Origin of the sequence: Shewanella sp. GutDb-MelDb, assembly GCF_002836075.1 — a bacterium.
Classification (GTDB): domain Bacteria; phylum Pseudomonadota; class Gammaproteobacteria; order Enterobacterales; family Shewanellaceae; genus Shewanella.
The window spans coordinates 20,990-42,268 of sequence record NZ_PJBM01000248.1 but is presented as its reverse complement, the minus strand read 5'-3'; the positions used below and the strand labels follow the sequence as shown (position 1 = coordinate 42,268).

Genomic DNA, 21,279 nt, shown 5'->3' with positions numbered 1-21,279 from the left:
GGATTTTAATTTCCGCTGAAGGGTTAAACTTTTAATGCAACGGGTATAGGGCCACGATGATCGATGTAAGTTAGCCTATAACCTAAGTTTTTCCATTATTTTACAGAATGGATTTGGCGGCTTATAACTCAAGCCTTTATTCTCATCACCCATTGTTAATGGCATAACGAATAGCCTCCGACTAAGCTCGATAGATGAGTGAAAAGTGGACAGCCATTGTTGATGGCATGACCATCTGTGCCGTTGAACATTCTGATTTTAGTGGCATGCTACAAAATAGGTTCTGGCTTCTAATAAAAAGCCCTTTTACATATCGGTAAAAGGGCTTTTTTGTCAGTCATTTTTGTACTGCAGACTACTTGTGTTGCGGATTAAATCGATCCATCACGACAGCACAGACAGCGTCGCCTGTAATGTTCAATGAGGTACGGATCATGTCAAATATACGGTCCAGCGCAAACAACAGTGGCAGGCCATCAATCGGGATCCCTGCTGCAAGCAGCACGGCGACGACCAAGAACGACGGCCCTGGCACACCCGCTTGGCCGATGGCGCCTAGTGTCGAAGTGAAGATGATGGCTGCATAGGCGGTGGTGGTCAGATCTATATGATACATCTGGGCGAAGAACATGGCGACTAAGCCATAATAGATGGCGTTACCCGTCATGTTGATGGTCGCGCCCAGCGGTAATACAAAGGCCGTGGTCGCCTTGGAGATATTGAGTTCCTGTTCACAAGTTTCCATGGTGACAGGCAGTGTTGCCATAGATGAAGCGGTAGATAACGCCATCGCCTGAGGCTTCTTCATCGCAGAGATAAACTTCATCGCCGGAACGTTTGAGAAGAATTTTACTATCAACGGGAAGAAGATGAAGGCATAGATAAGAATCGCGACCACGAAGACCACGAATAACTTCAATACGACTTCCAGAGCCTGAAAGCCGAATGAGCCCACAGATTCAGCCATCAGACCAAATACGCCGAGAGGGGCAATGATCATCACGCAATTGATCATCCAAACAAAGGCTTCGACTATGGTATTGAGGCTCTTAATAACCGGTTGGGCACCATCGCCTTTCACTTTACTCAATGCGATACCGAAGAAGATACAGAAGACCAAGATCTGCAGGATATTCCCGGAAGTCATTGATTCAAAGACATTGGTTGGGATCATACCTATCAGAGTATCCATGGCACTGGGAAGTGCGCCTTGCTCTGCGGTGATCTGGGTGAGTGATTGACCGTGTGCACTAAAGTCAATTCCGGCACCAGGTTTGAAAATGTTGCCCATGACAAGTGCGAGTGTAACGGCAATGCCTGAGGTGATAATAAAGAAGGCAAAAGTGCCAATACCCATCTTACCCGCTGAGGGGCTGTTACCTAGGCTGGCGGCGCCGGCGATAATAGATACCACGACTAAGGGGATAACGAGCATCTTAACCAGATGAATAAATATGGTGCCCAAAGGTCCAAATATGGCGGCATCTTCTCCCATGTAAAGGCCTACTAATGCCCCTATTATCATGGCAATAACGACCTGAAGACCTATATTGTTCATTAATTTTTTATCTGAAATTGCCACACTCGCTCCGTTGTTGAACTGTTCTATTAAGCATTTGCTGAAGAGGCGTAAAGCTATCACACCCGTGTATCAGGCACTGTGAAACAGCACTTAAATAGGTGGTTAAGTCCTCCTTCTACAAATATATTAGATCCACATTGAGTTATCTTTAAAAAGTATAGGTAAAAATTAGTATATCGCTAAATCGGATTCATAATTTGTAGGCCGGATTCTTGTATCTGTATTTTACGTTCGTTATTTAAGCATGTGTTTAACGCTTTTTAAGAGTTTGGGATGTTTACTTAATTAAGCAGGATTACATTTTCTGTTTCAGCTTCTTTTTGGGAGTGAAAAGAAGGACAACCATCGTTAATACACTGATTTTCTCAAATCAGTCTTCTTCGGTGATTAGCCGCAGGGAGGATGCTGAAAACCTTTCAGCGAGTGAGTTGGTGAGGGCTGAGCGTTGATCTCGAGTAGAAAGCTAGGTATGTTATTGACTATTAATAGCGCTGTTTTTCAGTCCAACAAACGACTGATATGGTGTGAAGTAAACAAGCCTCTGAATTAAGATTCATCAAGGTTATTTGCCAGTCGCCCGTCAGTACATGATTCGCTTGTTATAGGGCGTTAAGTTGCCTAGTCGATTGGCACTTCAACCAATTGGATGAGAACTCTTGAAATTAACCGACATAAAAAATCACTTTTGGTGTTTGGGGCTATTAGTGGGCTTATCGGTATCATCTGTTGTGACGTTGATAATTGTTTTGTGGGAACGGCTAGAGAACCCAAACGGTATTTTTTACAATGACGGAGGGACGAATTGGCAATTTATTTTCGATACTGCGATAAGTTGGTTTGTCCCAATATTCGTTTATGTATCGCTTGTCGTTACAGTTATTCACTTGTTGTTTTCGGCAATAAAGTGGCTGCTTAAGAGGCAAACTTAACAATCTGTTAAGGCGGATTCGTCAGTATGTGCCGTTCTTACGTTGCTGCAAATTTGGCAATCGTTTACTCCCGACTTAACAAGGCGTTACTTCATTTTCTGTCGCGTATTTAGCTAATAAAAATCACAAAAGTAATAGCTATGGCTTTAACTAGCTGCAGTTTATAAGTGATCCAGCAAAGGCTCATTTCATTTTTAGTAATAACAGCATTCTTAATTATTGATGCCGCCAGCGACAAATATAGACCGTCATAGTGCATGGCACACTTTACGTCAGTGGCTATGATGAACTTATCAGCAGATCGAGAGCACCATGGAGAAAGCTATGCCTATCACCGGAGAATGTTTCTGCGGAGAGATTAGATATCAACTAAACGGAAAGCTTCGAGACGCTAAATCTTGCCATTGCTCTCGATGTCGCAAGGCATTTAATGCGCAGGCATCCGCAGCTGCTTTTGTAGATCCGGAGCAATTCGAGTGGCTTTCTGGTGAAAGTTTACTGACTTCGTTTGTGGGTGAGCATGGCTATGGCTTACAGTTTTGTAAGCACTGTGGCTCGACTCTGTGCACCATACATAATGGGAAGATATTGCAGGTTACGTTAGGCTGCGTTAATGGCTCTCCAGATATAGAAATTGGCCAACATATATTTGTTGGCTCTAAAGCAAGTTGGGAAGTAATGCCTACAGGTGTCGTATTGTTTCAAGAGGGGCCGGAGTAACTGCTTAGCCAAATGGTCAATGTTGTCTTTGGCTGACTAAATAATAAGGTCATTCATCATGCTAGGTTGAACCGCTAACACTCAACGCGGCTTTGGTCATTATTAAAAGCTCGCGATAATTGTCTCACTCTAATCTGATACTCAGTAATCAATTCCTCAAAATACAAAAAATCTTCAATCCTCTTTGCGTAAATATAATTATTTTACGTCACTCATCGTTTTCTGTTGTTTCTTTAAACTCATTCCCTATTAGCTCATTGATATAAAAATATACCCAAAATTAAGGAATAACGATGAAATCGAATATTGGAAACAACATTAAATCTGCAATGTTATTTGGCTTGGCTGCGATCATATTAGTCGGTTGTGGAAGCTCTGCAGAAGAAGATCAATTAGCTTGGATCCAAGATTGGAATTCATCAGGTGATTTCCAACAGAAAATGAAAATGATGAATACTTGCTTTAAGGAAGCGGGAGTGAGAAGCCTGACTGAATCGATGACCAGTGAACAAAGTGACATCGTGAATGCATGCGAACTGTCGTACATCATTGAGCGTGCAGAAGATGATGATATTAGTTTAGATCGAGAGTTATTAGCCGCTAACATTCTCCAACTTTAATCAGTAGGCAGCAACCACCAAATACTCTTGAGGTGTATAACCTTCTTGGGTAAAAAACAGACCGAAATAACAGGGATAACAAGACATGTCATTAAAGAATAAAGCGTTAGACTTGGCTAGCGAGGCCAGAAATACCGCAGGGCAGCTAACCAGTGATTTACAGCAGTCGCAAGCTTTTGAACAAGCTAAGGTAACCCTTACCAATACTAAAGATAGAGCGTTAGCTGTCGATACTGCGAGCATTAAATTAATGAACTTTTTCGCGGTATTTAGTTTGGCTTTTATGCTGCTGAGCACATTTTTCCCAGTGATGACATTTATGGGAAGTAGTATGCCGTTGAGCGAGCTAACACCGTCTTGGTTATATGTGATTGTTATTCTGGCTTTGTGTAGCCACCTATTGGGTGCAAAGCAGTTAATTTCACGCAGTTTATTGCTTATATTACTAGTGTCTATTGGTTATACACTTTACCAGCAATTAGCAGAGATGTTTCAGATGACTCAGATGCTAGGTGGAGCAAGAACAAAAGACATTATGCGTGGGTTAGGTGAGGCTCTTAAGTATACCGATATTGGTCTTTATCTTTTCTTAGTCAGTCTTGTGTTAGTGGTCATTACAACGATTAAGCCTGGCTACAAAACCAACCATGCTCTGTGGGCTCAACTGGTTCAAAAGTAGATTGTCATTTTCGAATGGCCAGTTGATGACTGGCCATTTTTTAAGGTTCAAAGTAATGCATTTTAAACCTCGAAAACAGCATGTGTTTAATACTGCCAACGTCTTGGGCAAAGATTATATTGTCGGTGATATTCATGGGCAAATTAAACGACTCTATGAGCAATTGTTTACATTGGGGTTTAACTTTCAGATTGATCGCCTTTTTTGCACTGGGGATCTCATCAGTAAAGGTGCAGAAAGTATTGAATGCTTAAATTTATTAACCAAGAAGTGGTTTTTTTCAGTAATGGGCAACCATGAACAGTTGTTTTTATTGGGCTTTCAGTCCTCTGACTATTGGGATGTATTACAGCAAAAAGGGGGCGAGTGGTTGTCACAACACTTAGACCGATTTGATGTGCTAATGCGTTGGAAAACATTGATTGATATCACCATGCCATTGACCCGGACGATTAGTGTCAATGGAAAAAACATTGGTATTAGCCATGCATCAGCCCCACCTGACTGGCAAACTCTACAAAAGGGTGAGTTGTCCGATGAAGATATTTGGCAAGTGTTATGGAGCCGACCTTTACATAAAAATGAATCATGTAAAGGTATCGATATGATCGACTATGTGGTGCACGGACATAGCCCTGTTAGTCATATTACTCAGTTTGATAATCGCTATTGGATTGATACGTTTGCATTAAAACAAGAGCTGACCATTATAAACTTAAATGATTTTAATATGGATGAACTTAATTAACTGTAATAACTAGTAATTGAAGCATAAATAGATGATTATCGGTTGTCTATAAGTGGCGAATAGAGGGATTTACGTGTCAATTAGAGAGTTAAATAATGCCACTGAATTATTGGTGGGTTGGCAAAATAGGGATAAAGATCAAAGTGAGGAATTTCTCACTTATGCTTATCAAGATATTCGCGCAATAGTTGGAAAGTACCTCTCACAGCATCGCCCAAATGAAACTATCCTGCATGATGCTTCGATTACTGAGTTAGCGAGTGAGTCTGTGGTGAAATTACACCGCTGGCGTAACGATGAGCTGCCTTTTGAAAACCGACAAGACTTTTTTGACTATGTACGCGTGTCAGTGTGGCATTTACTGTTTGGTAAGCCGCACCAGTCGTTAATTAACAAGCAAAAAGCTAAATATGAGTTTTTGAATTCGCAATTATCCGATTCGGATGTGTTGTTGCCTAATTGGACTGAAAATCTAGCATTGTCATCCGTATTAGAGCAGTTACAACAAACTTATCCAAGACAAGCTGAAGTGTTTGAACTTAAAAATTTTGCCATAGTGTCGCATCAACAAATTGCCGATATTTTAGGGTTGTCTCCTAGAACCGTCGATAGTGATTTAAAATTTGCCACTGTATGGCTGAGAGCTAAATTAAGCGAATGATAGATATCGTTTCCCTGTACATTGAATTGGCAAGTTTAAGTAAAATAGAGCAAGAAAAGCGGCTATTACCGTTGAAGAGGGCCTATCCTGCCGCAGCCATTGAGCTTGAAAAAATGCTCTTGGTGGACGATATTCCGCTATCGAGTAGCCAATTATTATCTCAGCAAATTTCTAATCAAAATCCGATGGATCAAAATACCTTTATTGGTCAGCAGGTGATGGGGTTTACGATTACCCAACTAGTGTCAGAATCTGGCGGTATGGGCTTGGTGTTTCAAGGTGAACAACGCTTAGTGAGCCATGACTGCGAGAGTGAAAAAGTACATAAAGCTGCTGTCAAAATTCTCCGTACCAATAAGCTTAACTCAGGCCAACAAAAGGCGATATTTTTTAATGAAGCGTCTATTTTAATCGCGTTAGATCACCCTAATGTGTGCAGTATTTACGGGGTGTCTGAGGTACAAGGTCATGCCTGCATTGTGATGGATTACATTGATGGTCTAGGATTAGATAGCTGGATAGCCAATAATAACGTTAGCCAAAATGAGAGGCTAAATGTGTTTGATCAATTGATGCGAGCTGTCAGTTACCTTCATCATGAACAGTTTTTCCACGGTGATATAAAACCACAGAATATCATTATTAATGAGCAAGGCCACTTGGTGTTAATCGACTTGGGTCTGGCCAGTAAATATCAAGCGAGTGCTAGTGAAAAAAGCCACGATACCATCCAGGCTTTTACGCGCTATTGGAGTGCGCCAGAGCAGGTTTTAGGTCAAAAATGTACCGCGCAATCAGATGTTTTTTCATTGGGGGTTATATTACATTATTTGCTGACGGATAAAGTGGCGACGAAAATGGATGTGGATAAACTTAATAATACCGAGCTCAATGCGATTATAAAAAAAGCGTTATCGATTAGACCTGAGCATCGCTACTCAAATGCAGAAGCACTTAGGAAAAGTATCCGCTATTACCAGCAAGGTTTACCGGTTCAAGAGTTTTCACAAAGTGGCCCTTATCTGTTCCAAAAGCTATTAAAGCGTAAGCCCTTTACCTCACTTACTTGTGTGTTGTTGGTTTACTCTGTAGCGACCAGTTTGTGGATTATATTTAACTAGGGGCCGTTGATCTTTCGATCTTAGTTTTTGTTCGACTCTCTACGGTAAAGAATAATACTTTTAGTACAAGGATTGAGCGATGATGCTTAGCTGCTGGCTAAGCGAAAAGCGCGTAACGCATTCTAGCCATAAAAGACTAAAAGCATTGAAACGAACCCGAAGGGCCGCGCTTCTTGGCTATTTTTACGGTGTTGTAGGCTACTTGTGGAGAATGACTAAACGACATAGCCTCCGCCTTGTCAAAATAGCCAATAAACGGCGGCAAAAACAACCGTGAAAGATCAATAGCCCCTAACATTTATTGATTAGGACAAATACGCATCGCTAGCTCATTTATATTTTAAACTCTTTCCAATTTACCTATAGACCAATATAGATCGAACCACAGATCTAGTTCGGCATTAAACCTATGAGCAATAGAGGCTTTTTATGGTGTCTCTGAGCCACCTTATTTTGGGATTATGTCCGTTGCGTTTGTGCCACAGCATGGTAAAGGGGGTGAGTAGTTTGTCGAGATACTCCTTATCTAAAGGGATCGGCAGGCTGACTAAATCAAAACGCATATGCTGAACATATTGTTGGCAATACTTAGGCGCCGTTGTGAACATATTATGCCCAGGTTGAGCAGCCATAAAGAGAGACTGTTCAAAGCTGTTCATGGTCAGGGCGACATTGCGAGCTAACCCTATCTCCATTAGCACTTCGTCGAGCGCCCAGCTCTCGCTCTTTTCCCAAACAATATTAATATGAGCGTATTTGAGAAACGTATCTATGTTCCACTCTTCTAGCAGTGCGGGATGATCTTTATGCAAGTACACCATGGGTAGATCGGTAAATAACACTTCAAAATCAATAAAGTAGGGTAGTAAATCCAGCAATTCTTTGGAACGTGGGTGGCTCTCTCTACCTGAAAAACCGATGTCAGCATTGCCGCAAATAATCGACTCTAGCGAATCATAATCCCAAGTTTGAACCTTCACTTTTGCATCAGGATACTTTTGGTAGATTGACTGTGATAGCTGATTAAACATGATTAGCAGTAAAGGTGATTCCATCACTAGATTAAAATGCACACCATTGGGTACTTCATCTCCGCGTTTTTCTAGGATCTGGCTGCCCATTTGCAGCCACTCAGCGAGATCTTCCTCGATACTTTGTGCTAGAGGGGTTGGCCTCAAGCCTTGAGGTGTTTTAACAAATAACGGATCGTCGAACCAATCTCTAAGCTTTTTAAGCGCTTTACTTACCGTAGAAGGAGTAACATTTAGCTTCTTAGCGGTTTTAGACACATTTTGCTCTTTGAGTAAAATTTGTAGCGTGAACAACAAATTAAGATCAAGCCGTGCTAACGATTTTTTCATTTGGACCACTGTGAAGGGGAGACCCCAATAATAGTATTAGAGTGAGGCTAATAAGGCTACCTAGCAGCAATATTATCAGCAACATATTTAATGGGCTCACACCAAGCAGCCCCATAAGCCATATATATAAGCCAGAACTGCATACTTGGGCGATACCGAGCAAAGAACTGGCCACGCCTGCCCTTAGGGAAAATGGGCTGAGGGCTTGGTTCATTGCGACACCAAAACCAATGGCGAATCCACTGCATGTCAGCCCGAATCCAACGAGGTACAAGCTGTGATTGTCGACACCGAAATAGGAGACGACTAACACGAGTGCCGCTGCCATTAATACGCATTGTGAGATCAGCATTAGCGTGCTTTGTTTCAACCAAGATAATGCCAATGGTGCTAAGAATGATGAGGTCATGCTCACCAAAGCCGTTAACGCCATCACTGATGAGTATTCGCCACGATCAAAGCCCATCGTTCCCATTATCAGCATGGGTGAAACATTGACGTAAGTCAGAATGGTCGTCACGCCCATGGCGGTGATAATTAATCGGCTGATGAAATAGCGTTCGAGAAACATCTCAGGCTTTGCGGTATTGGCTATATTGAGGTTTTTGTTACTGTCAGTTTGCTGCTCAGCATCTTTATCGGGTTTCGTTTCTTTTAGGATAAATATAGACAAGATACACACCAATATTCCGATGCCAGTCATCGTTGTAAACAGACTCTGCCATGGGAATTTGAGCATAATTAAGTGGCCAATAACCGGCGCAATAACAGGAATGATACAAGTGATACCGTTCAGCATCGACAGCACCTTGGCGCGACGTTGGTCGTCTAAAGTGTCACGTAAAATAGCAAATGCCACGACATAACAAGATCCAGCACCAATTCCTTGGGCAAATCTCGCGATTAAGAATGTTTGAGTGCTGTCAGCTGCACCGCAAAGTGCAGAGGCAATAATAAAGATAGTCGCTCCAACAATGGCGACAGGCTTACGGCCGACGGCATCGGCAAAGCGCCCAGCAAATAGCATCGTGGCCGCCATGCCTGCAAGGTAGATTGAAAACGCGAGGTGCAATTGAGATTCACTGGCACCGAGATCTTGTGCGATTTGAGGTAACCCCACAAGGTAGAGATCGATCGCGGTGGGATAGAGGAGCACAAGCGCAAAACTGCAAAGAAGATATCGAAACATAAGTACCTCGTATAATTGATTGCAGGATAATAAGCTCCCAATTATCAATATACGAGTTGCTGTTATGACAACAGGTATTTCTTATTACGACATACGGTTGATCAATAAGGTATTTTATTTGTAGTTATTTTTAAGCGGCTTGTAGTCATAGCGCTAACAATGTTAAATTCTACCCCGCTTATACCCAAACTCTATATGCAGGATTCAGCATCTAGAAATAGCTTGGGTACATTACTTCGTATAATCCCAATGATATGGTTTGGGAGTTTCTACCAAGAGCCTTAAATTCTTGATTATGAGGTCTGTGACTTTAATTTCTTATTCAATAAAGGTAGAGACCTATGAATTATTTAGACTTGCCCAAAATCGATCTACATTGCCACCTAGATGGTAGCGTTCGTCCGCAAAGCGTTATTGATATCGCGCAGCAGCAAAACGTGCCATTACCCAGCAATGATCTTAGTGACATTCAATCGTTAATGATCGCCCCCGATACCTGCCAAAATCTAGATGAATATCTGACTCGATTTGAATTGCCACTGTCAGTGATGCAAACCGCTACTGGTATTGAGCGGATTGCTTTTGAAGTATTTGAAGATGCTGCCAAAGAGAACGTAAAGTATCTTGAGGTGCGTTTTGCGCCGTTATTACATCTTCAAAGTGGGTTGACGCTGGAACAAGTGATTGGCAGTGCAGTTAACGGGATGAAAAGAGCGGAGTCGCAATACGGCATCAAAGGTAATTTCATTCTGTCGATTATCCGTAATATGCCTAAAGATAGAGTTAACGAAGTTATTGATGCGGGCGCCAACTTCATTAATGACGGCGTAGTCGCTTTCGATCTTGCGGGCAGTGAATTGCCTGGGTTCTGCGAAGGATTTATTCCTCATGCGCAATATGCGGTTAAGAAAGGCTATCGAGTGACTATTCATGCGGGTGAGCAGGGCGTAGGGCAAAACGTGCATGATGCTATTACTATGCTTGGCGCTGAGCGTATTGGTCACGGTATTGATATTAAGACGCATCGAGCAGCTTATGATTTAACAAAAAGTGCATCGGTTGCCTTAGAAAGCTGCCCAACAAGTAATGTACAAACTAAAGCGGTCGACAACTTGAGTGAACACCCTTTCAGCGAATTTTATAAAGATGGTGTGTTGATCACAATCAATACCGATAACCGCACGGTTTCGAATACCACCATGACTGATGAAGTCCGCAAAGTTATGCAAGAGTTTAAACTAAGCCGTAAAGAGTATTTTGAGATATACAAGGTAAGTGTTGAACATTCATTTGCTTCTGCAGCGGTAAAGCAGCAACTATTAACCTTGGCAGAATAATACCGCGCTTGCGTTTATTCTCGCCGATATATGACTCAGGGCAGATGCTCTGGGTCGCTTTCAACTCTTTCTCCGTCTATTTTTTGTTCTCTCAATTCCCCTTCAATGCTTACCGTAAAGCTAAAACTTAAGCTTATTGTCTCATTTTTTGTGTTATTTCAGTCGGTATTCATACTGGTTAATTGATATATATAAAAATAACTAACGTATTATTTAAGAGTAAAAATATTACTACATGGAAGTTATTGATGAACAAATACAAACGCCGATTAATTGGTATTTTACTAGTGCGCCTGCCATAACGATTGTATATAGAACATCTTCTGAGCGCTTTGATGTAAGTAATTTTTATTCGTTAGATAACTGGATGTTCTTGCTTACAATGGGCTGGGGGACGTTCACGATGCTTTATGCGATTCGCTTAGGCTGTTCTAATTGCGGTGCAAGACAAGTGGTACCAGGCTTAAGTATTTTTTCGTTGCGTTGGCCCCAAGATAAATGCTGTAAATGTGGCGTAGAAATTAAATAATGATTGGTATAACTAGGAGTGAAAATGATATGAGTAAAGCTATCGAACAGAACATAGGCAGCGTTGCCTTAGTGGTCGAAAACTATGATGATGCCATTGCGTTTTACACTAAAAAACTGCGGTTTGAACTGATTGAAGACCTTGATTTAGGGGGTGGTAAACGTTGGGTATTGATCGCTCCGCCAAACTCTACAGGCACGAGTTTATTATTAGCTCAAGCGAGTAATGAAGAGCAAAAGCGATCTGTGGGTTATCAAACGGGTGGTCGAGTATTCTTGTTTCTACACACCAATGACTTTTGGCGTGACTATGAGCAGATGAAGGCTAATGGTATTGAGTTTACTGAAGCACCAAGGTCGGAAGAATATGGCATGGTGGTCGTATTTAAAGATCTTTATGGTACTAAGTGGGATTTATTGCAATTAATTAAAACCACTGCTTAGGTGGTGTAAGTCGTAACGCCTTTTTGTTTAATAAACTTTGATACGACTCATTAATGTTTGATATTGAAAATGCTAACGTAATCGACAAGTATATTGAACCGTTTGGAGTAAGACACCCTATGATTGCTGTCATATTTGAAGTGCAAATAGCAGCGGGAAAATCCGAAGAATACTTGGATATTGCCGCTGAAATTAAACCGCTGTTAGCTGATATTGATGGTTTTATATCGATTGAACGGTTTCAGAGTTTGACTGACAACAGCAAAATCCTATCATTATCATTCTGGCGTGATGAAGCATCAATTCAACAGTGGCGAAATTTAGAATCTCATCGTTATGCTCAAGTAAAAGGGCGTGGCGGAGTCTTTAGTCACTATCGGCTTAGAGTTGCCGGTGTTATTCGAGATTACGGTATGGAGCAGCGCGAAGAAGCCCCTGATGACAGCCTATTAGCACATCGATCGACTTCAGATTAACGTCGGGGTTTGATTGCTTTATCCGCTATTTTTTCGTGCTTATCGTTCAGCAAGTGATGATGCTGAAATTACAGTAAATCTGAATATAGGGTTATTTCACATGATGTAAAGTGAAAACTTTTCGAATGTTTTCCACTGTAAGTTGATTGCCTTGTGACATCAAAGTCATTAGATTTTAAGCATTGCAGCGGCAAAGCTAGGTTGCCTTGTGATAAGTGTTAAATGTGTTGTAACGACGCGTGAGTCGATGCCAAAATCATTAAAAAGGATAGTGAGGTCACAGATGGAATTGTTACTCAAAGAGCTAACGGCACGTGGTTACGCTGCCACACTGAAAGATCGCAGGATAAATGTAAAGCTAGGAGGTCTGTCGAATAACGGCTCAATTTCGTATGATATTTCGCTCAATCGTTATGTTGTCAAAACTCATGATTTCATTAACGGCAGTATAAACGCACTGATACTGCTTAATGGCTTGTGGACCTATAAAACATCCGATGCCTTTTCTGGCCCATTCTTCATCGCTATGGGGGTGTTTGGATTTTTACTCATTGTTATGACCAAACTAAAGATCAAATCATTACGTGAATTTCTGGACGTGTTTAATCTTGAGTTCGTTGGAAAGTGAGCCCATCCTATTCCCACTGAATCCAGCATCTTCATGCAGGATGGGTATATAAACGTTTTGCTAAAAGAAAAAGAAATAGGCGATAAGTACAAACGACATTAAGGCGCCGATGATCACGGGATAGATCTGATAGCTGTCTCCTGCTCTGCGGGCACGTCTAAAGCACAGGTTAACCAAAATGAGGTTGAAGATCGCGACCATTACAGAGGTTATTGCGCCATGGCGAAAAGATATCTCTTTGAGTTCGATGATCAAGTAAATCAAGATGACCCAATCAAACAGAATAAGATAAAGGAATAGCTTCTGTAATAAATCGGGTCTTTTGCGCTCATATGGTGCTGGCATAGTGATCTCCTTATTCATCACTGAGTACTTAAGTTATCAATCGGTTTAATCTATGCTTTTTGACTCGAGGCAAGGATCTTATTGGTAATCAGAGCGCGCTGCTTTTCGTCCTCTTCCATCCACATAGCACCAATGAAATGTAGCTTGTGGCTGATGTTCTGAGTGCGCATCACTTTGATTGAGTAATATACCTCATCGAACCTAAGGTACAGTTCTTGTTTAGGTTTTAACTCACAAATGCTAATGATGCCGACGCCACCTAAGCCAACGTTCTTTATATTGGCGATGCCTATTTTGGTTTTTGCCCAACAATAGTCTTTGTATAAAGGCAGAGTCACGCCGTCGCAAGCGAGTCGAATATCTTGTAGTTCATCATGGCGTAGACTCACCCTGAGGTGTTCCCGGCTGTCGGCATGGTCATGCTGAGGCGTTGGCGTTTTATCAGCAGGGATAAATTCGCCATGGTTAACTATTGGTTTGTCCATGATAAGGGGTATCTCGTCCGTGGTTGATTTGCCTCAGCAATGTGTTTTGCTTTTATAAGGTTCTCTTTTGGAGCTGGTTTCTCTTGAGGAAGCCCCATCATTTGACGAAGTTGTGTCTCCGCATCCGATGTCATGATGAGCACCTCGATACGGCGGTTTGCAGCTGCAGCGGGATCATCAACATAGGGAGCTTGATCGGCCATACCAGTAATTTGAATAACTTGCTGACGTTTAAGACCACCGTACTCAAGTACTCTGCGCGCGAGTAGCGCCCGTTTGCTCGAGAGTTCCCAGTTAGTGAACTTATTACCCGCATAGGGCGTTGAGTCAGTGTGGCCAGAAATCGTGATCTTGTTGTCCACTTTACTCAATAAAGGGCCGAGCGCCATGAGTAGATCTTCAAAGTAGGGTTTCATCTCCGAGCTACCGCGAGTGAACATAAACTGATGTACATTATCGTGCATCAATATACGCACACCTTGTGGTACCACTTGCAGCTCAACGTTGGCCCCCATGCTGACATCTTTGATTACCTTGTCTATCTCCCTTGCGAGAAACTCAAGTTGCGCCTGGGTTTCAAACTTGCCTGGCACGAGGGAGTTTAACTCTGGTCCTTTGCCCGCATTTGCGTTCTCAGTACCGGATGGAATACGATTATGCAGTGCTGGACCACTGCGTGCGACACCAGTAGAAGTGGCCGGTAACACGGCTTGTTGAATGGCGATATTACCTTGAAAGTCGAGCATTGATGATGCACTACTGAGGTCAAATGGATTGACTGAACCTTTAGCATATAAGTCGCCATTGAGGTATTGGACTATCATCGTTCGCTCTTGCTGATCTGCGATTTGCATTATCCATAGCACCATAAATAGCGCCATCATGGCTAAGGTGAAGTCGGCAAATGCCACTTTCCAGGCACCACCATGGGCAGCTTTAGCTTTTGAGCGCTGCCTGCGTCGAATAATGATTGGCTCTGGTCTAATCGCCATTAGCTTTTCTGTTCCTGCATCCAGCGCTCAAGTTCAACAAAGGTTGGACGGTTTTCACTCTGAATTTGTTTACGACCTGCATCAATCGCCAACATCGGCGGTTTACCCTTAGCAAAGGCTGCCAAGACTGCGGCAACACACCGCATTTGTGCCGATTTTCGCTCGACTAAATGTTCAAGTGCTTTGGAGAGTGGATCAAATATGCAGTAGCAGGCAAAGATACCGATGAAAGTCCCCACAAGTGCTGCGGCTACTTTGACACCAATCATGGTAATAGGACCATCGATATTCGACATGGTAATAATAATTCCCATCACTGCCGCCAGGATGCCAAAGCCTGGCATCGCCTCTGCGACCTTACTGAGGGCGTAAGATGGGCGCATTCTATCTTCATCAATACGGTGGATCTCTTCATCTAGCATGTGTTCTAAATCATGAGGTGAAAGCTTGCCAATAGACTGTAGTCTTAGATTGTCGATGAGAAAGTTGAGTACATTTGGGTGCTCAAGTACCGCTGGATACATGAGGAATAGTGAGCTTTCGTTTGGTTTTTCAATATGATCGTCGAGTACTCGTAGGCCTTGAGATTGAATCTGCGACATCAACATGCTCAATAAGCCAAACAGTTGTGGATAGAGTTCAGGGTCCTCTTGGTCGACTTTGACTAGCTCTTTGAGCTGCTCATACATATCAATGAGTACAGATTTGGGATTAGCAATAACCAGTGCGCCACTGCCAGCACCAAAAATGATGAGTATTTCTGCGGGTTGCCAAAGAGAGAACAATGTTCCACCCGCCCATACATACCCACCAAATACTGACAAGAGGATGACTACTAGCCCTAACAGTTTGCTCATACTATCTCACCTGTTTACCGTTCCCATTGTTGATAGATGCTCTTAAGTTGTTTCACTGCTTGCTTATGCAGTTGGCAAATTCGAGTTTCTGTCAGTCCTAAGGTTGCGGCAATTTCTTTTAAATTGAGTTCATGCTGATAGTAAAGCGACAGGATCACCTGTTCTCTTTTGTTTAATTTTGAAATGGCTTGAAATAAACACTCTTTTGCTGAAAATTGCTCCAAAACATCATTTTTATCGACAAAATGTCCACCGTCACTGACCAGTTCATCTAGGCTACGCATCGACTCGGATTGTGACGCAAATAAGCGTTCACGATAGGCGGTTTCGTTTAACCCCATCGCTTCGGCGACCTCTTTATCTGTTGGTTGACGAGCTAATAGTCGTGTGAGCTTTCTGACGGTGTCATTTAACTCATGGGCTTGCTGTCTCACAGGACGTGGTCGCCAATCTTGGCGACGAAGCTCATCTAAAATGGCACCGCGAATTCGCAGTCCAGCAAAAGAGATAAAACCATTATCGTACTCGCCGGGATAACGTCTGGCAGATTCTAGAAGCGCCATCATCCCGATCTGTTCCATATCCTCTTTAGCTAACACCGAGCCGCAATGGCTTCTCAATTTTGATACTGAGCGCTTCACTAAAGGTAGGTATTGCATCATCACCTGACTTTCAGATAGACGATTAACAGCGATATCTCCACTTGCTTCTTGGTAGGCTGATTGAGCTGTATTCATGGCATATGGCCTTTATTGAATGACCATACGAGTAAACAACACATCGTCTAATTCGATGGCGAAGTCATTTTCGGCTAGCACGAGTGATAACAGGATATGCGCCTCTTTTTGCAGCGACTCAAGCTGCTGCGCATTATTGAGTTCATTGAAGTGTTTCTTGGAAAACATCTTCATTAAGGAGTTTTTAATCACAGGATCGGCTTTTTTAATGGTGTTAGCTGCATTGTTTGAACGGCTTTTAAACGCCATTTCTAACAGTAGATAGTGCGGATATTCATCGCCTGGAATAGAGATGACAAATTTATCTAATGGGTAGAATTTTGCTAATTTAATTTCTGGCTCTTGGGTTAAGAAAGGGCCTCCAATGAGCGTTGGAGATTGCCAGCCAACCCAAAATATGGCGGCTGTCCAAACCGTGATGAAGAGAAAAAAGCTGATCCGTTTACGGGCGTTTTTAGTGAGTGGCATGATGGGAACCTTAAATTATGCGAGTAGATCAACTTGATCTCGTTGGGAAGTCTCAGTTGTCATTGGCTGAGCTTCCTGCTGGCTAGCGGCGGCTATGGCCGACTTCGAACCCTGCTGTGTTTGTTCTTGTGGTGACTCGCCGTGGCTGATATCGACGTCAATTTGGCCGCCATGATCTGCGGCTAGCTCGGCGCGTAGCCTGTCTAGCCCAGTTAATAGTGCATCGCGCACCGCAGCGTTGGCTGCGTGCATCTGGATATGTAATTTATCGCCATCAAGACGGATATTGAGCTCAATTTTTCCGAGTTCTGGCGGGTCGAGTCTGAGCTCTGCTTGTTTGATCTGTTGATCAATTTGAAAGCGTAATTGTTCACGCAATGGTGACAGCATTTCGTGGGCCTGCTGCAGCATAGGTGCGGCTTGAGAAACGGACACTGGCCCCCACTGTGCAACGGCACTATTCGCTCGGGTATTTGTCGCGAGTATTTGATGAGTGGATTCAATTGTATCGATACTGGCGCTATCAACTTGTTTGGCTATAAATGCCGTTGCTAACTGAGTGGCGCTTAAGAATGGATTCATACTGTCAGGCTTAACCGCACTGCTATTGAAGGTCGACCCAGCGCTGCTACTGGCGAAGTTTGTTGCTAGCGCAGCGGTATGGGCTTTGTCATTAGCGGCTGTTGTACTTGTTAATGGCTGGCCGCTTGTCTGTGCAGTTTGAATAGATGTTTGGCTGCTTAACTGTTGTGTAAACGGATTGACTGTTGAGGCATAAGTGCTAGCGAAATGCAAAGGCTTAACAGTATTGTCCAGTCCCAGCGTGGCGTTTTGGCTTGCTAAGTCTATTACGTTAGCGCGCTGAAAACTCTCGTCTGTTAAAGGTCCACCTGACATTGAAATAGTGTTGGCTATTTGCCCTGAAATATCACCATTGATACTGACGTTTTGTGGCTGCCTTGGCTGCGGCAATATCAATGAGAACGGCGCTGAATCGGTCGCCGATTGTTCTAGATCATGGGAATAAGCTTGGTCAATAGGCTCTTTAATATGGCTGACTCGTGCTGAATTAACGGCCGGTGTTGTGCTTAATGCACTTGGTAAAATGGGACTAGTCATTGGTGACTCCAGCGCTGGCACAGGTAAATTGGTAAGCAGCAAGGCCGTCTTGCTGCTGTTCAAATTGAGCCATCTCTTGCTTGATCTTGCCTTGTGCTTGTCGTAACTGCTGCACAATTTTTGCATGGCTTTGCGCTAATGATTGGCGTGCAAGTACCTGTGAGCGAGAGTGTGGCTTGCCCGCTTTTTTAAGGGCATTGCACATCTTTTCATTCACTATCACTAGCTTTTCCCAGTCTTCAGCGCGCGCGTGAAACGCCAGTGCTTTTTCAAACTGTTGCCACTGCTCAATTGAGATTGGCCCAACCTGCTCTGACATCGGTAATCACCTTTGTTATGGGTTCTAGGGCTGCAACGCTATTTTCAACGCTCGCGGTGACCAATTGCCGACTGCAGTAGTCATAAAGGTGGTTGAGTCCTGCCGCGACCTTGCCGCCGTTTTCAATATCGAGCATGGAGTCGAGGCCATGGACGATATTGAGACATTTGTTGATACTCTGACCTTTATCTTCAAAGCTCTTACGCTGCATAAAACCACTGGCACGTTGGATCTCCTCTAAGAGGCCATCGAGCAGCATCCGTACCATTTCATGTGGATTAGCGGCAGCGGCTCGGGCGTCTAATGAGGTCTGTTTGTAAGCATTAAAGGGATCGTGCTCATTCAACATTGGTTAGCATTCCTTAATTAAACAGCATGCTAGCTGAGTTAAGTTGGTTAATGGTGTTTTCCATTGCGGTGAACTGAGACAGGTAAATTTGGTACCTCTGCTTCATCTGATAGTCATGGCGAGACATGCTGTCTTCAACGCGTTCAATTTGGCTATCTAGGTTGTTTTGCTTAAGATCGAGATAACCATTGGACTGAGTGAATGGTTCGATAATAGTGTCTATTCTATCGATGAAGCTGTTATCGGCAGTGAACATCTCTTTTAAGGCCGCGGGATCATCTTTAAGTGCTTGGGTCAGCTTATCTTCATCGATATCAAGCTCACCACTACGGTTCATCTCAATACCAATGTCAGATAAGCGCATACCGTTTGGTGCGGCTTCGAATACGCTATTGCGCATACTGGCTTGCAGCATTCTTAATGTAGAGTCACCTTTGAGGGCACCGAGCTGATCTTCTGTGACAGATGATGGCTTATCATCTTCATCATCATCGTCTTTATCTTTGTCGTCAGTGTCCTTATCGTTTTCTTTGGCCTCATCGACGACGCTACTGCCCATAGAACGGGTAAGCTGATTAATTTGGTTCATCAGGTCATTGAAAGACTCGACAAAGTCCTTAACCGCATCTTCACTGCTGCTGGTGTCAGATTCGATTTTTATGGTGCTGCTTTCGCCCGCCGAGTGTGTTTTGTTCAGCTCTATTGATACACCATCAATAACGTTACTTAAGTAGTTACTGCTACTCGTGATATCGATACCATTGAGCACTATCTCTGCGTCTTGCGCCGCTTTACGTTGGTTCATGCCCCAATCAACACCGTCCATCTCAACTTTGAGCGTACTGTCTTTACCTGATTCTGAGGAGGTCATCATTAACTCGACACCGCCACCCGTTCTGACGAGTGAGGCTTGTACTCCAGGGTTATCTGGGTGTGAGTTAATGGCATCACGAAGATCATTCACGGTGCGAGTGCCGTCAGCATTAAGCACTGCCATATCTATCTCTATAGTGTCAGCGATATCGGGGCCGACCTGGATGCTTAATAAACCACTCGCGGGGAGTAAGTCGGTTTCACTGGCAAAGCTTTTAGTCAGCTGATGGGCTTGAGCGAGTTGCTTGACGGTTAGATCATAGGTGCCCGTGGGAGCATCACTGTCGACTGTTATCGCGGCGTTCTCATCACTGATTGATGAGGTTTTACTTTCAAAGGCATCACCATTAATCTTTTCTAGATTACTGGTCATTTTATTGAGGCTACGCTCCAATAACTCATAGGCATCAATTTGTGTTTGATGCTTGGTTAAATTGGTTTTAAATAGTTGATCTTTCCCCATTCTTTCTGCTGAAATGAGTTGTTCAGCAAAAGATGCACCGTTCATACCTGAAATCATTTGATCCTCCTATAATGATACTTTTGCAATCTCTGTACCAAACGTTAAGTGTTTGTATATATTGAATTCTGTTTGTTTATCTGTACTTGTATCCGCTAGCGTTTTTCCGTTTACAGCACGGAAAAGGAAGTACGGCTTCCGCAAGTCACTTTGCCCACAATTGGATTTGAAGCTATACCTCTACTAAGGCGACCTTGCGAAGGTGATGCTGAAGTGTGTCAGTGATAATTTTTCAAAAAAAAAGAGCCTAAAGGCTCTTTTTGAAAGTTGGGAGGGTAAGGGAGGAGAAATTAACCCAATAGACCCATAACCAAACCAGTGTTTTGGTTTGAAGAAGACAGGATATTAGTACCCGCTTGAACCAAAAGCTGATTCTTAGTCATGTTTGCTGATTCAACGGCGAAGTCAGCATCCATAATACGGCCAGCAGCAACTTTAGTATTCTCAGTTACGTTAGCAAGGTTTGAACTCGTGTGGCCCAAACGGTTGATGTTAGCACCCAGTGTTGAACGTTCTTTACCTACAGCATCAATGAAGTCATCAATCTTAGTGATAGTGCCTTTTGCTGCACCGACAGCTGAAATATCATCAGCAACACCAGCAAGATTGGCTTTATCTACGGTAACTTTTAGTTGCTCACTTGCACCTGCACCGATCTGGAATTCAACACCGGCGGTCAATGAGTCGAATAACTTGTTACCTGAGTATTCAGTGTTATCAACAATACGAGTGATCTCTTTGGTTAGCTCTGCGAACTCATCGTTAAGTGCTGTTAAATCTTCAGCTGAGTTCACGCCGTTAGCGGCTTGAGTTGCAAGTTCTTTTTGACGGTTCGCAATGGTCGTTAGCTCATCTAGTGCGCCATCAGCAGTTTGCAGCATAGATGTCGCATCGTTCACGTTACGGTTAGCTGTTTCCATGCCTACAACGTTGGCATTTAAACGAGTCGCGATTTGTAGACCAGCAGCATCGTCAGCAGCGCTGTTGATACGTAGACCAGTAGAAAGACGCTCCATAGCATTGCTAAGTAGGTCATTGTTTTTTGTCACAGAATTTTGAGAAACAAGTGAAGCATAATTAGTATGTACAGATAACATAATATTTTCCTTTAATAAGTCATTTAAGCTCTGGGTCTTACCAATAATAAAACGACTGCTAAAATCAAAACTGAAAAGGCGTCATCATCTTTTTG

At 43.0% G+C, this 21,279-nt stretch carries 25 protein-coding genes and 1 riboswitch; of the genes, 11 read left to right on the top strand and 14 right to left on the bottom strand.

Annotated elements, in window-relative coordinates:
* Positions 1 to 355: 355 nt before the first annotated feature.
* On the bottom strand, positions 356 to 1,558 hold the full coding sequence (locus tag CXF82_RS16615; protein ID WP_374702375.1) for a dicarboxylate/amino acid:cation symporter: 1,203 nt from the start codon (positions 1,556 to 1,558) through the stop codon (positions 356 to 358).
* Between the two features lie 1,277 nt (positions 1,559 to 2,835).
* Between CXF82_RS16615 and CXF82_RS16605 the strand changes: the two genes are divergently transcribed.
* The 6 genes from CXF82_RS16605 (at position 2,836) to CXF82_RS16580 (ending at position 7,060) form a co-directional block, all read left to right on the top strand.
* Complete coding sequence (locus CXF82_RS16605) at positions 2,836 to 3,231, top strand: GFA family protein (protein ID WP_101090898.1); 396 nt, start codon at positions 2,836 to 2,838, stop codon at positions 3,229 to 3,231.
* A 293-nt stretch (positions 3,232 to 3,524) separates the two neighbouring features.
* Entirely contained in the window at positions 3,525 to 3,851 is a 327-nt protein-coding gene (locus CXF82_RS16600; protein WP_102044598.1) for a hypothetical protein, read from the top strand.
* Between the two features lie 85 nt (positions 3,852 to 3,936).
* Positions 3,937 to 4,530, top strand: a complete 594-nt coding sequence (locus CXF82_RS16595) for a hypothetical protein (protein WP_101090894.1) — start codon at positions 3,937 to 3,939, stop codon at positions 4,528 to 4,530.
* Between the two features lie 55 nt (positions 4,531 to 4,585).
* Positions 4,586 to 5,278 (top strand): metallophosphoesterase, encoded by a 693-nt coding sequence (locus CXF82_RS16590; protein ID WP_180961220.1) that lies wholly within the window; start codon positions 4,586 to 4,588, stop codon positions 5,276 to 5,278.
* A gap of 73 nt (positions 5,279 to 5,351) precedes the next feature.
* On the top strand, positions 5,352 to 5,939 hold the full coding sequence (locus CXF82_RS16585; RefSeq protein WP_157822905.1) for an ECF-type sigma factor: 588 nt from the start codon (positions 5,352 to 5,354) through the stop codon (positions 5,937 to 5,939).
* Positions 5,936 to 7,060, top strand: a complete 1,125-nt coding sequence (locus tag CXF82_RS16580) for a serine/threonine protein kinase (protein WP_101090888.1) — start codon at positions 5,936 to 5,938, stop codon at positions 7,058 to 7,060. The genes CXF82_RS16585 and CXF82_RS16580 overlap by 4 nt, the downstream gene beginning before the upstream one ends.
* 407 nt (positions 7,061 to 7,467) lie before the next feature.
* On the opposite strand, the gene yidZ is transcribed toward CXF82_RS16580, so the two are convergent.
* On the bottom strand, positions 7,468 to 8,421 hold the full coding sequence (yidZ, locus tag CXF82_RS16575; protein ID WP_102044596.1) for an HTH-type transcriptional regulator YidZ: 954 nt from the start codon (positions 8,419 to 8,421) through the stop codon (positions 7,468 to 7,470).
* Positions 8,396 to 9,610, bottom strand: coding sequence for an MFS transporter (locus CXF82_RS16570; protein WP_102044595.1), 1,215 nt, complete (start codon positions 9,608 to 9,610; stop codon positions 8,396 to 8,398). The genes yidZ and CXF82_RS16570 overlap by 26 nt, the downstream gene beginning before the upstream one ends.
* A 216-nt stretch (positions 9,611 to 9,826) precedes the next feature.
* Positions 9,827 to 9,926: riboswitch (purine riboswitch) on the top strand.
* Between the two features lie 25 nt (positions 9,927 to 9,951).
* Between CXF82_RS16570 and add the strand changes: the two genes are divergently transcribed.
* From add to CXF82_RS16545, 5 genes are all read left to right on the top strand, one after another.
* Positions 9,952 to 10,947 carry an adenosine deaminase gene (gene add / locus CXF82_RS16565; protein WP_102044594.1) on the top strand — a complete coding sequence of 332 codons (996 nt, stop codon included), beginning with the start codon at positions 9,952 to 9,954 and terminating at the stop codon, positions 10,945 to 10,947.
* Positions 10,948 to 11,182: 235 nt separating this feature from the next.
* Positions 11,183 to 11,476 (top strand): hypothetical protein, encoded by a 294-nt coding sequence (locus CXF82_RS16560; protein ID WP_102044593.1) that lies wholly within the window; start codon positions 11,183 to 11,185, stop codon positions 11,474 to 11,476.
* Between the two features lie 29 nt (positions 11,477 to 11,505).
* Complete coding sequence (locus CXF82_RS16555) at positions 11,506 to 11,919, top strand: VOC family protein (RefSeq protein WP_101090878.1); 414 nt, start codon at positions 11,506 to 11,508, stop codon at positions 11,917 to 11,919.
* A 119-nt stretch (positions 11,920 to 12,038) separates the two neighbouring features.
* On the top strand, positions 12,039 to 12,395 hold the full coding sequence (locus tag CXF82_RS16550) for an antibiotic biosynthesis monooxygenase family protein (RefSeq protein ID WP_101090925.1): 357 nt from the start codon (positions 12,039 to 12,041) through the stop codon (positions 12,393 to 12,395).
* A gap of 283 nt (positions 12,396 to 12,678) precedes the next feature.
* Positions 12,679 to 13,023: a hypothetical protein gene (locus CXF82_RS16545; RefSeq protein WP_102044592.1), complete on the top strand. Its 345-nt coding sequence runs from the start codon at positions 12,679 to 12,681 to the stop codon at positions 13,021 to 13,023.
* 60 nt (positions 13,024 to 13,083) lie between these two features.
* On the opposite strand, the gene CXF82_RS16540 is transcribed toward CXF82_RS16545, so the two are convergent.
* From CXF82_RS16540 to CXF82_RS16490, 11 genes are all read right to left on the bottom strand, one after another.
* Positions 13,084 to 13,368 carry a hypothetical protein gene (locus tag CXF82_RS16540; RefSeq protein ID WP_101090875.1) on the bottom strand — a complete coding sequence of 95 codons (285 nt, stop codon included), beginning with the start codon at positions 13,366 to 13,368 and terminating at the stop codon, positions 13,084 to 13,086.
* A 50-nt stretch (positions 13,369 to 13,418) separates the two neighbouring features.
* The gene (locus CXF82_RS16535; protein ID WP_101090872.1) at positions 13,419 to 13,853 is read right to left on the bottom strand and encodes a hypothetical protein; all 435 of its coding nucleotides are present in this window, start codon (positions 13,851 to 13,853) and stop codon (positions 13,419 to 13,421) included.
* Positions 13,838 to 14,845 (bottom strand): flagellar motor protein MotB, encoded by a 1,008-nt coding sequence (locus tag CXF82_RS16530; protein WP_102044591.1) that lies wholly within the window; start codon positions 14,843 to 14,845, stop codon positions 13,838 to 13,840. Before CXF82_RS16530 ends, CXF82_RS16535 begins: the two co-directional genes overlap by 16 nt.
* A complete protein-coding gene (gene motA, locus CXF82_RS16525; protein WP_102044590.1) occupies positions 14,845 to 15,702 on the bottom strand; it encodes a flagellar motor stator protein MotA in 858 nt (285 codons plus the stop codon). The genes CXF82_RS16530 and motA overlap by 1 nt, the downstream gene beginning before the upstream one ends.
* A 14-nt stretch (positions 15,703 to 15,716) precedes the next feature.
* A complete protein-coding gene (locus CXF82_RS16520) occupies positions 15,717 to 16,439 on the bottom strand; it encodes an RNA polymerase sigma factor FliA (protein WP_101090867.1) in 723 nt (240 codons plus the stop codon).
* Positions 16,440 to 16,451: 12 nt separating this feature from the next.
* Positions 16,452 to 16,907: a flagellar basal body-associated FliL family protein gene (gene fliL, locus CXF82_RS16515; protein ID WP_101090865.1), complete on the bottom strand. Its 456-nt coding sequence runs from the start codon at positions 16,905 to 16,907 to the stop codon at positions 16,452 to 16,454.
* A 15-nt stretch (positions 16,908 to 16,922) separates the two neighbouring features.
* Entirely contained in the window at positions 16,923 to 18,026 is a 1,104-nt protein-coding gene (locus CXF82_RS16510; RefSeq protein WP_102044589.1) for a flagellar hook-length control protein FliK, read from the bottom strand.
* Complete coding sequence (locus CXF82_RS16505; protein WP_101090860.1) at positions 18,019 to 18,345, bottom strand: hypothetical protein; 327 nt, start codon at positions 18,343 to 18,345, stop codon at positions 18,019 to 18,021. Before CXF82_RS16505 ends, CXF82_RS16510 begins: the two co-directional genes overlap by 8 nt.
* Complete coding sequence (gene fliS, locus CXF82_RS16500; RefSeq protein ID WP_101090859.1) at positions 18,314 to 18,694, bottom strand: flagellar export chaperone FliS; 381 nt, start codon at positions 18,692 to 18,694, stop codon at positions 18,314 to 18,316. The genes CXF82_RS16505 and fliS overlap by 32 nt, the downstream gene beginning before the upstream one ends.
* A 13-nt stretch (positions 18,695 to 18,707) precedes the next feature.
* The gene (gene fliD / locus CXF82_RS16495) at positions 18,708 to 20,087 is read right to left on the bottom strand and encodes a flagellar filament capping protein FliD (RefSeq protein ID WP_101090857.1); all 1,380 of its coding nucleotides are present in this window, start codon (positions 20,085 to 20,087) and stop codon (positions 18,708 to 18,710) included.
* A 290-nt stretch (positions 20,088 to 20,377) separates the two neighbouring features.
* On the bottom strand, positions 20,378 to 21,184 hold the full coding sequence (locus CXF82_RS16490; RefSeq protein ID WP_101090856.1) for a flagellin N-terminal helical domain-containing protein: 807 nt from the start codon (positions 21,182 to 21,184) through the stop codon (positions 20,378 to 20,380).
* Positions 21,185 to 21,279 lie beyond the last annotated feature (95 nt).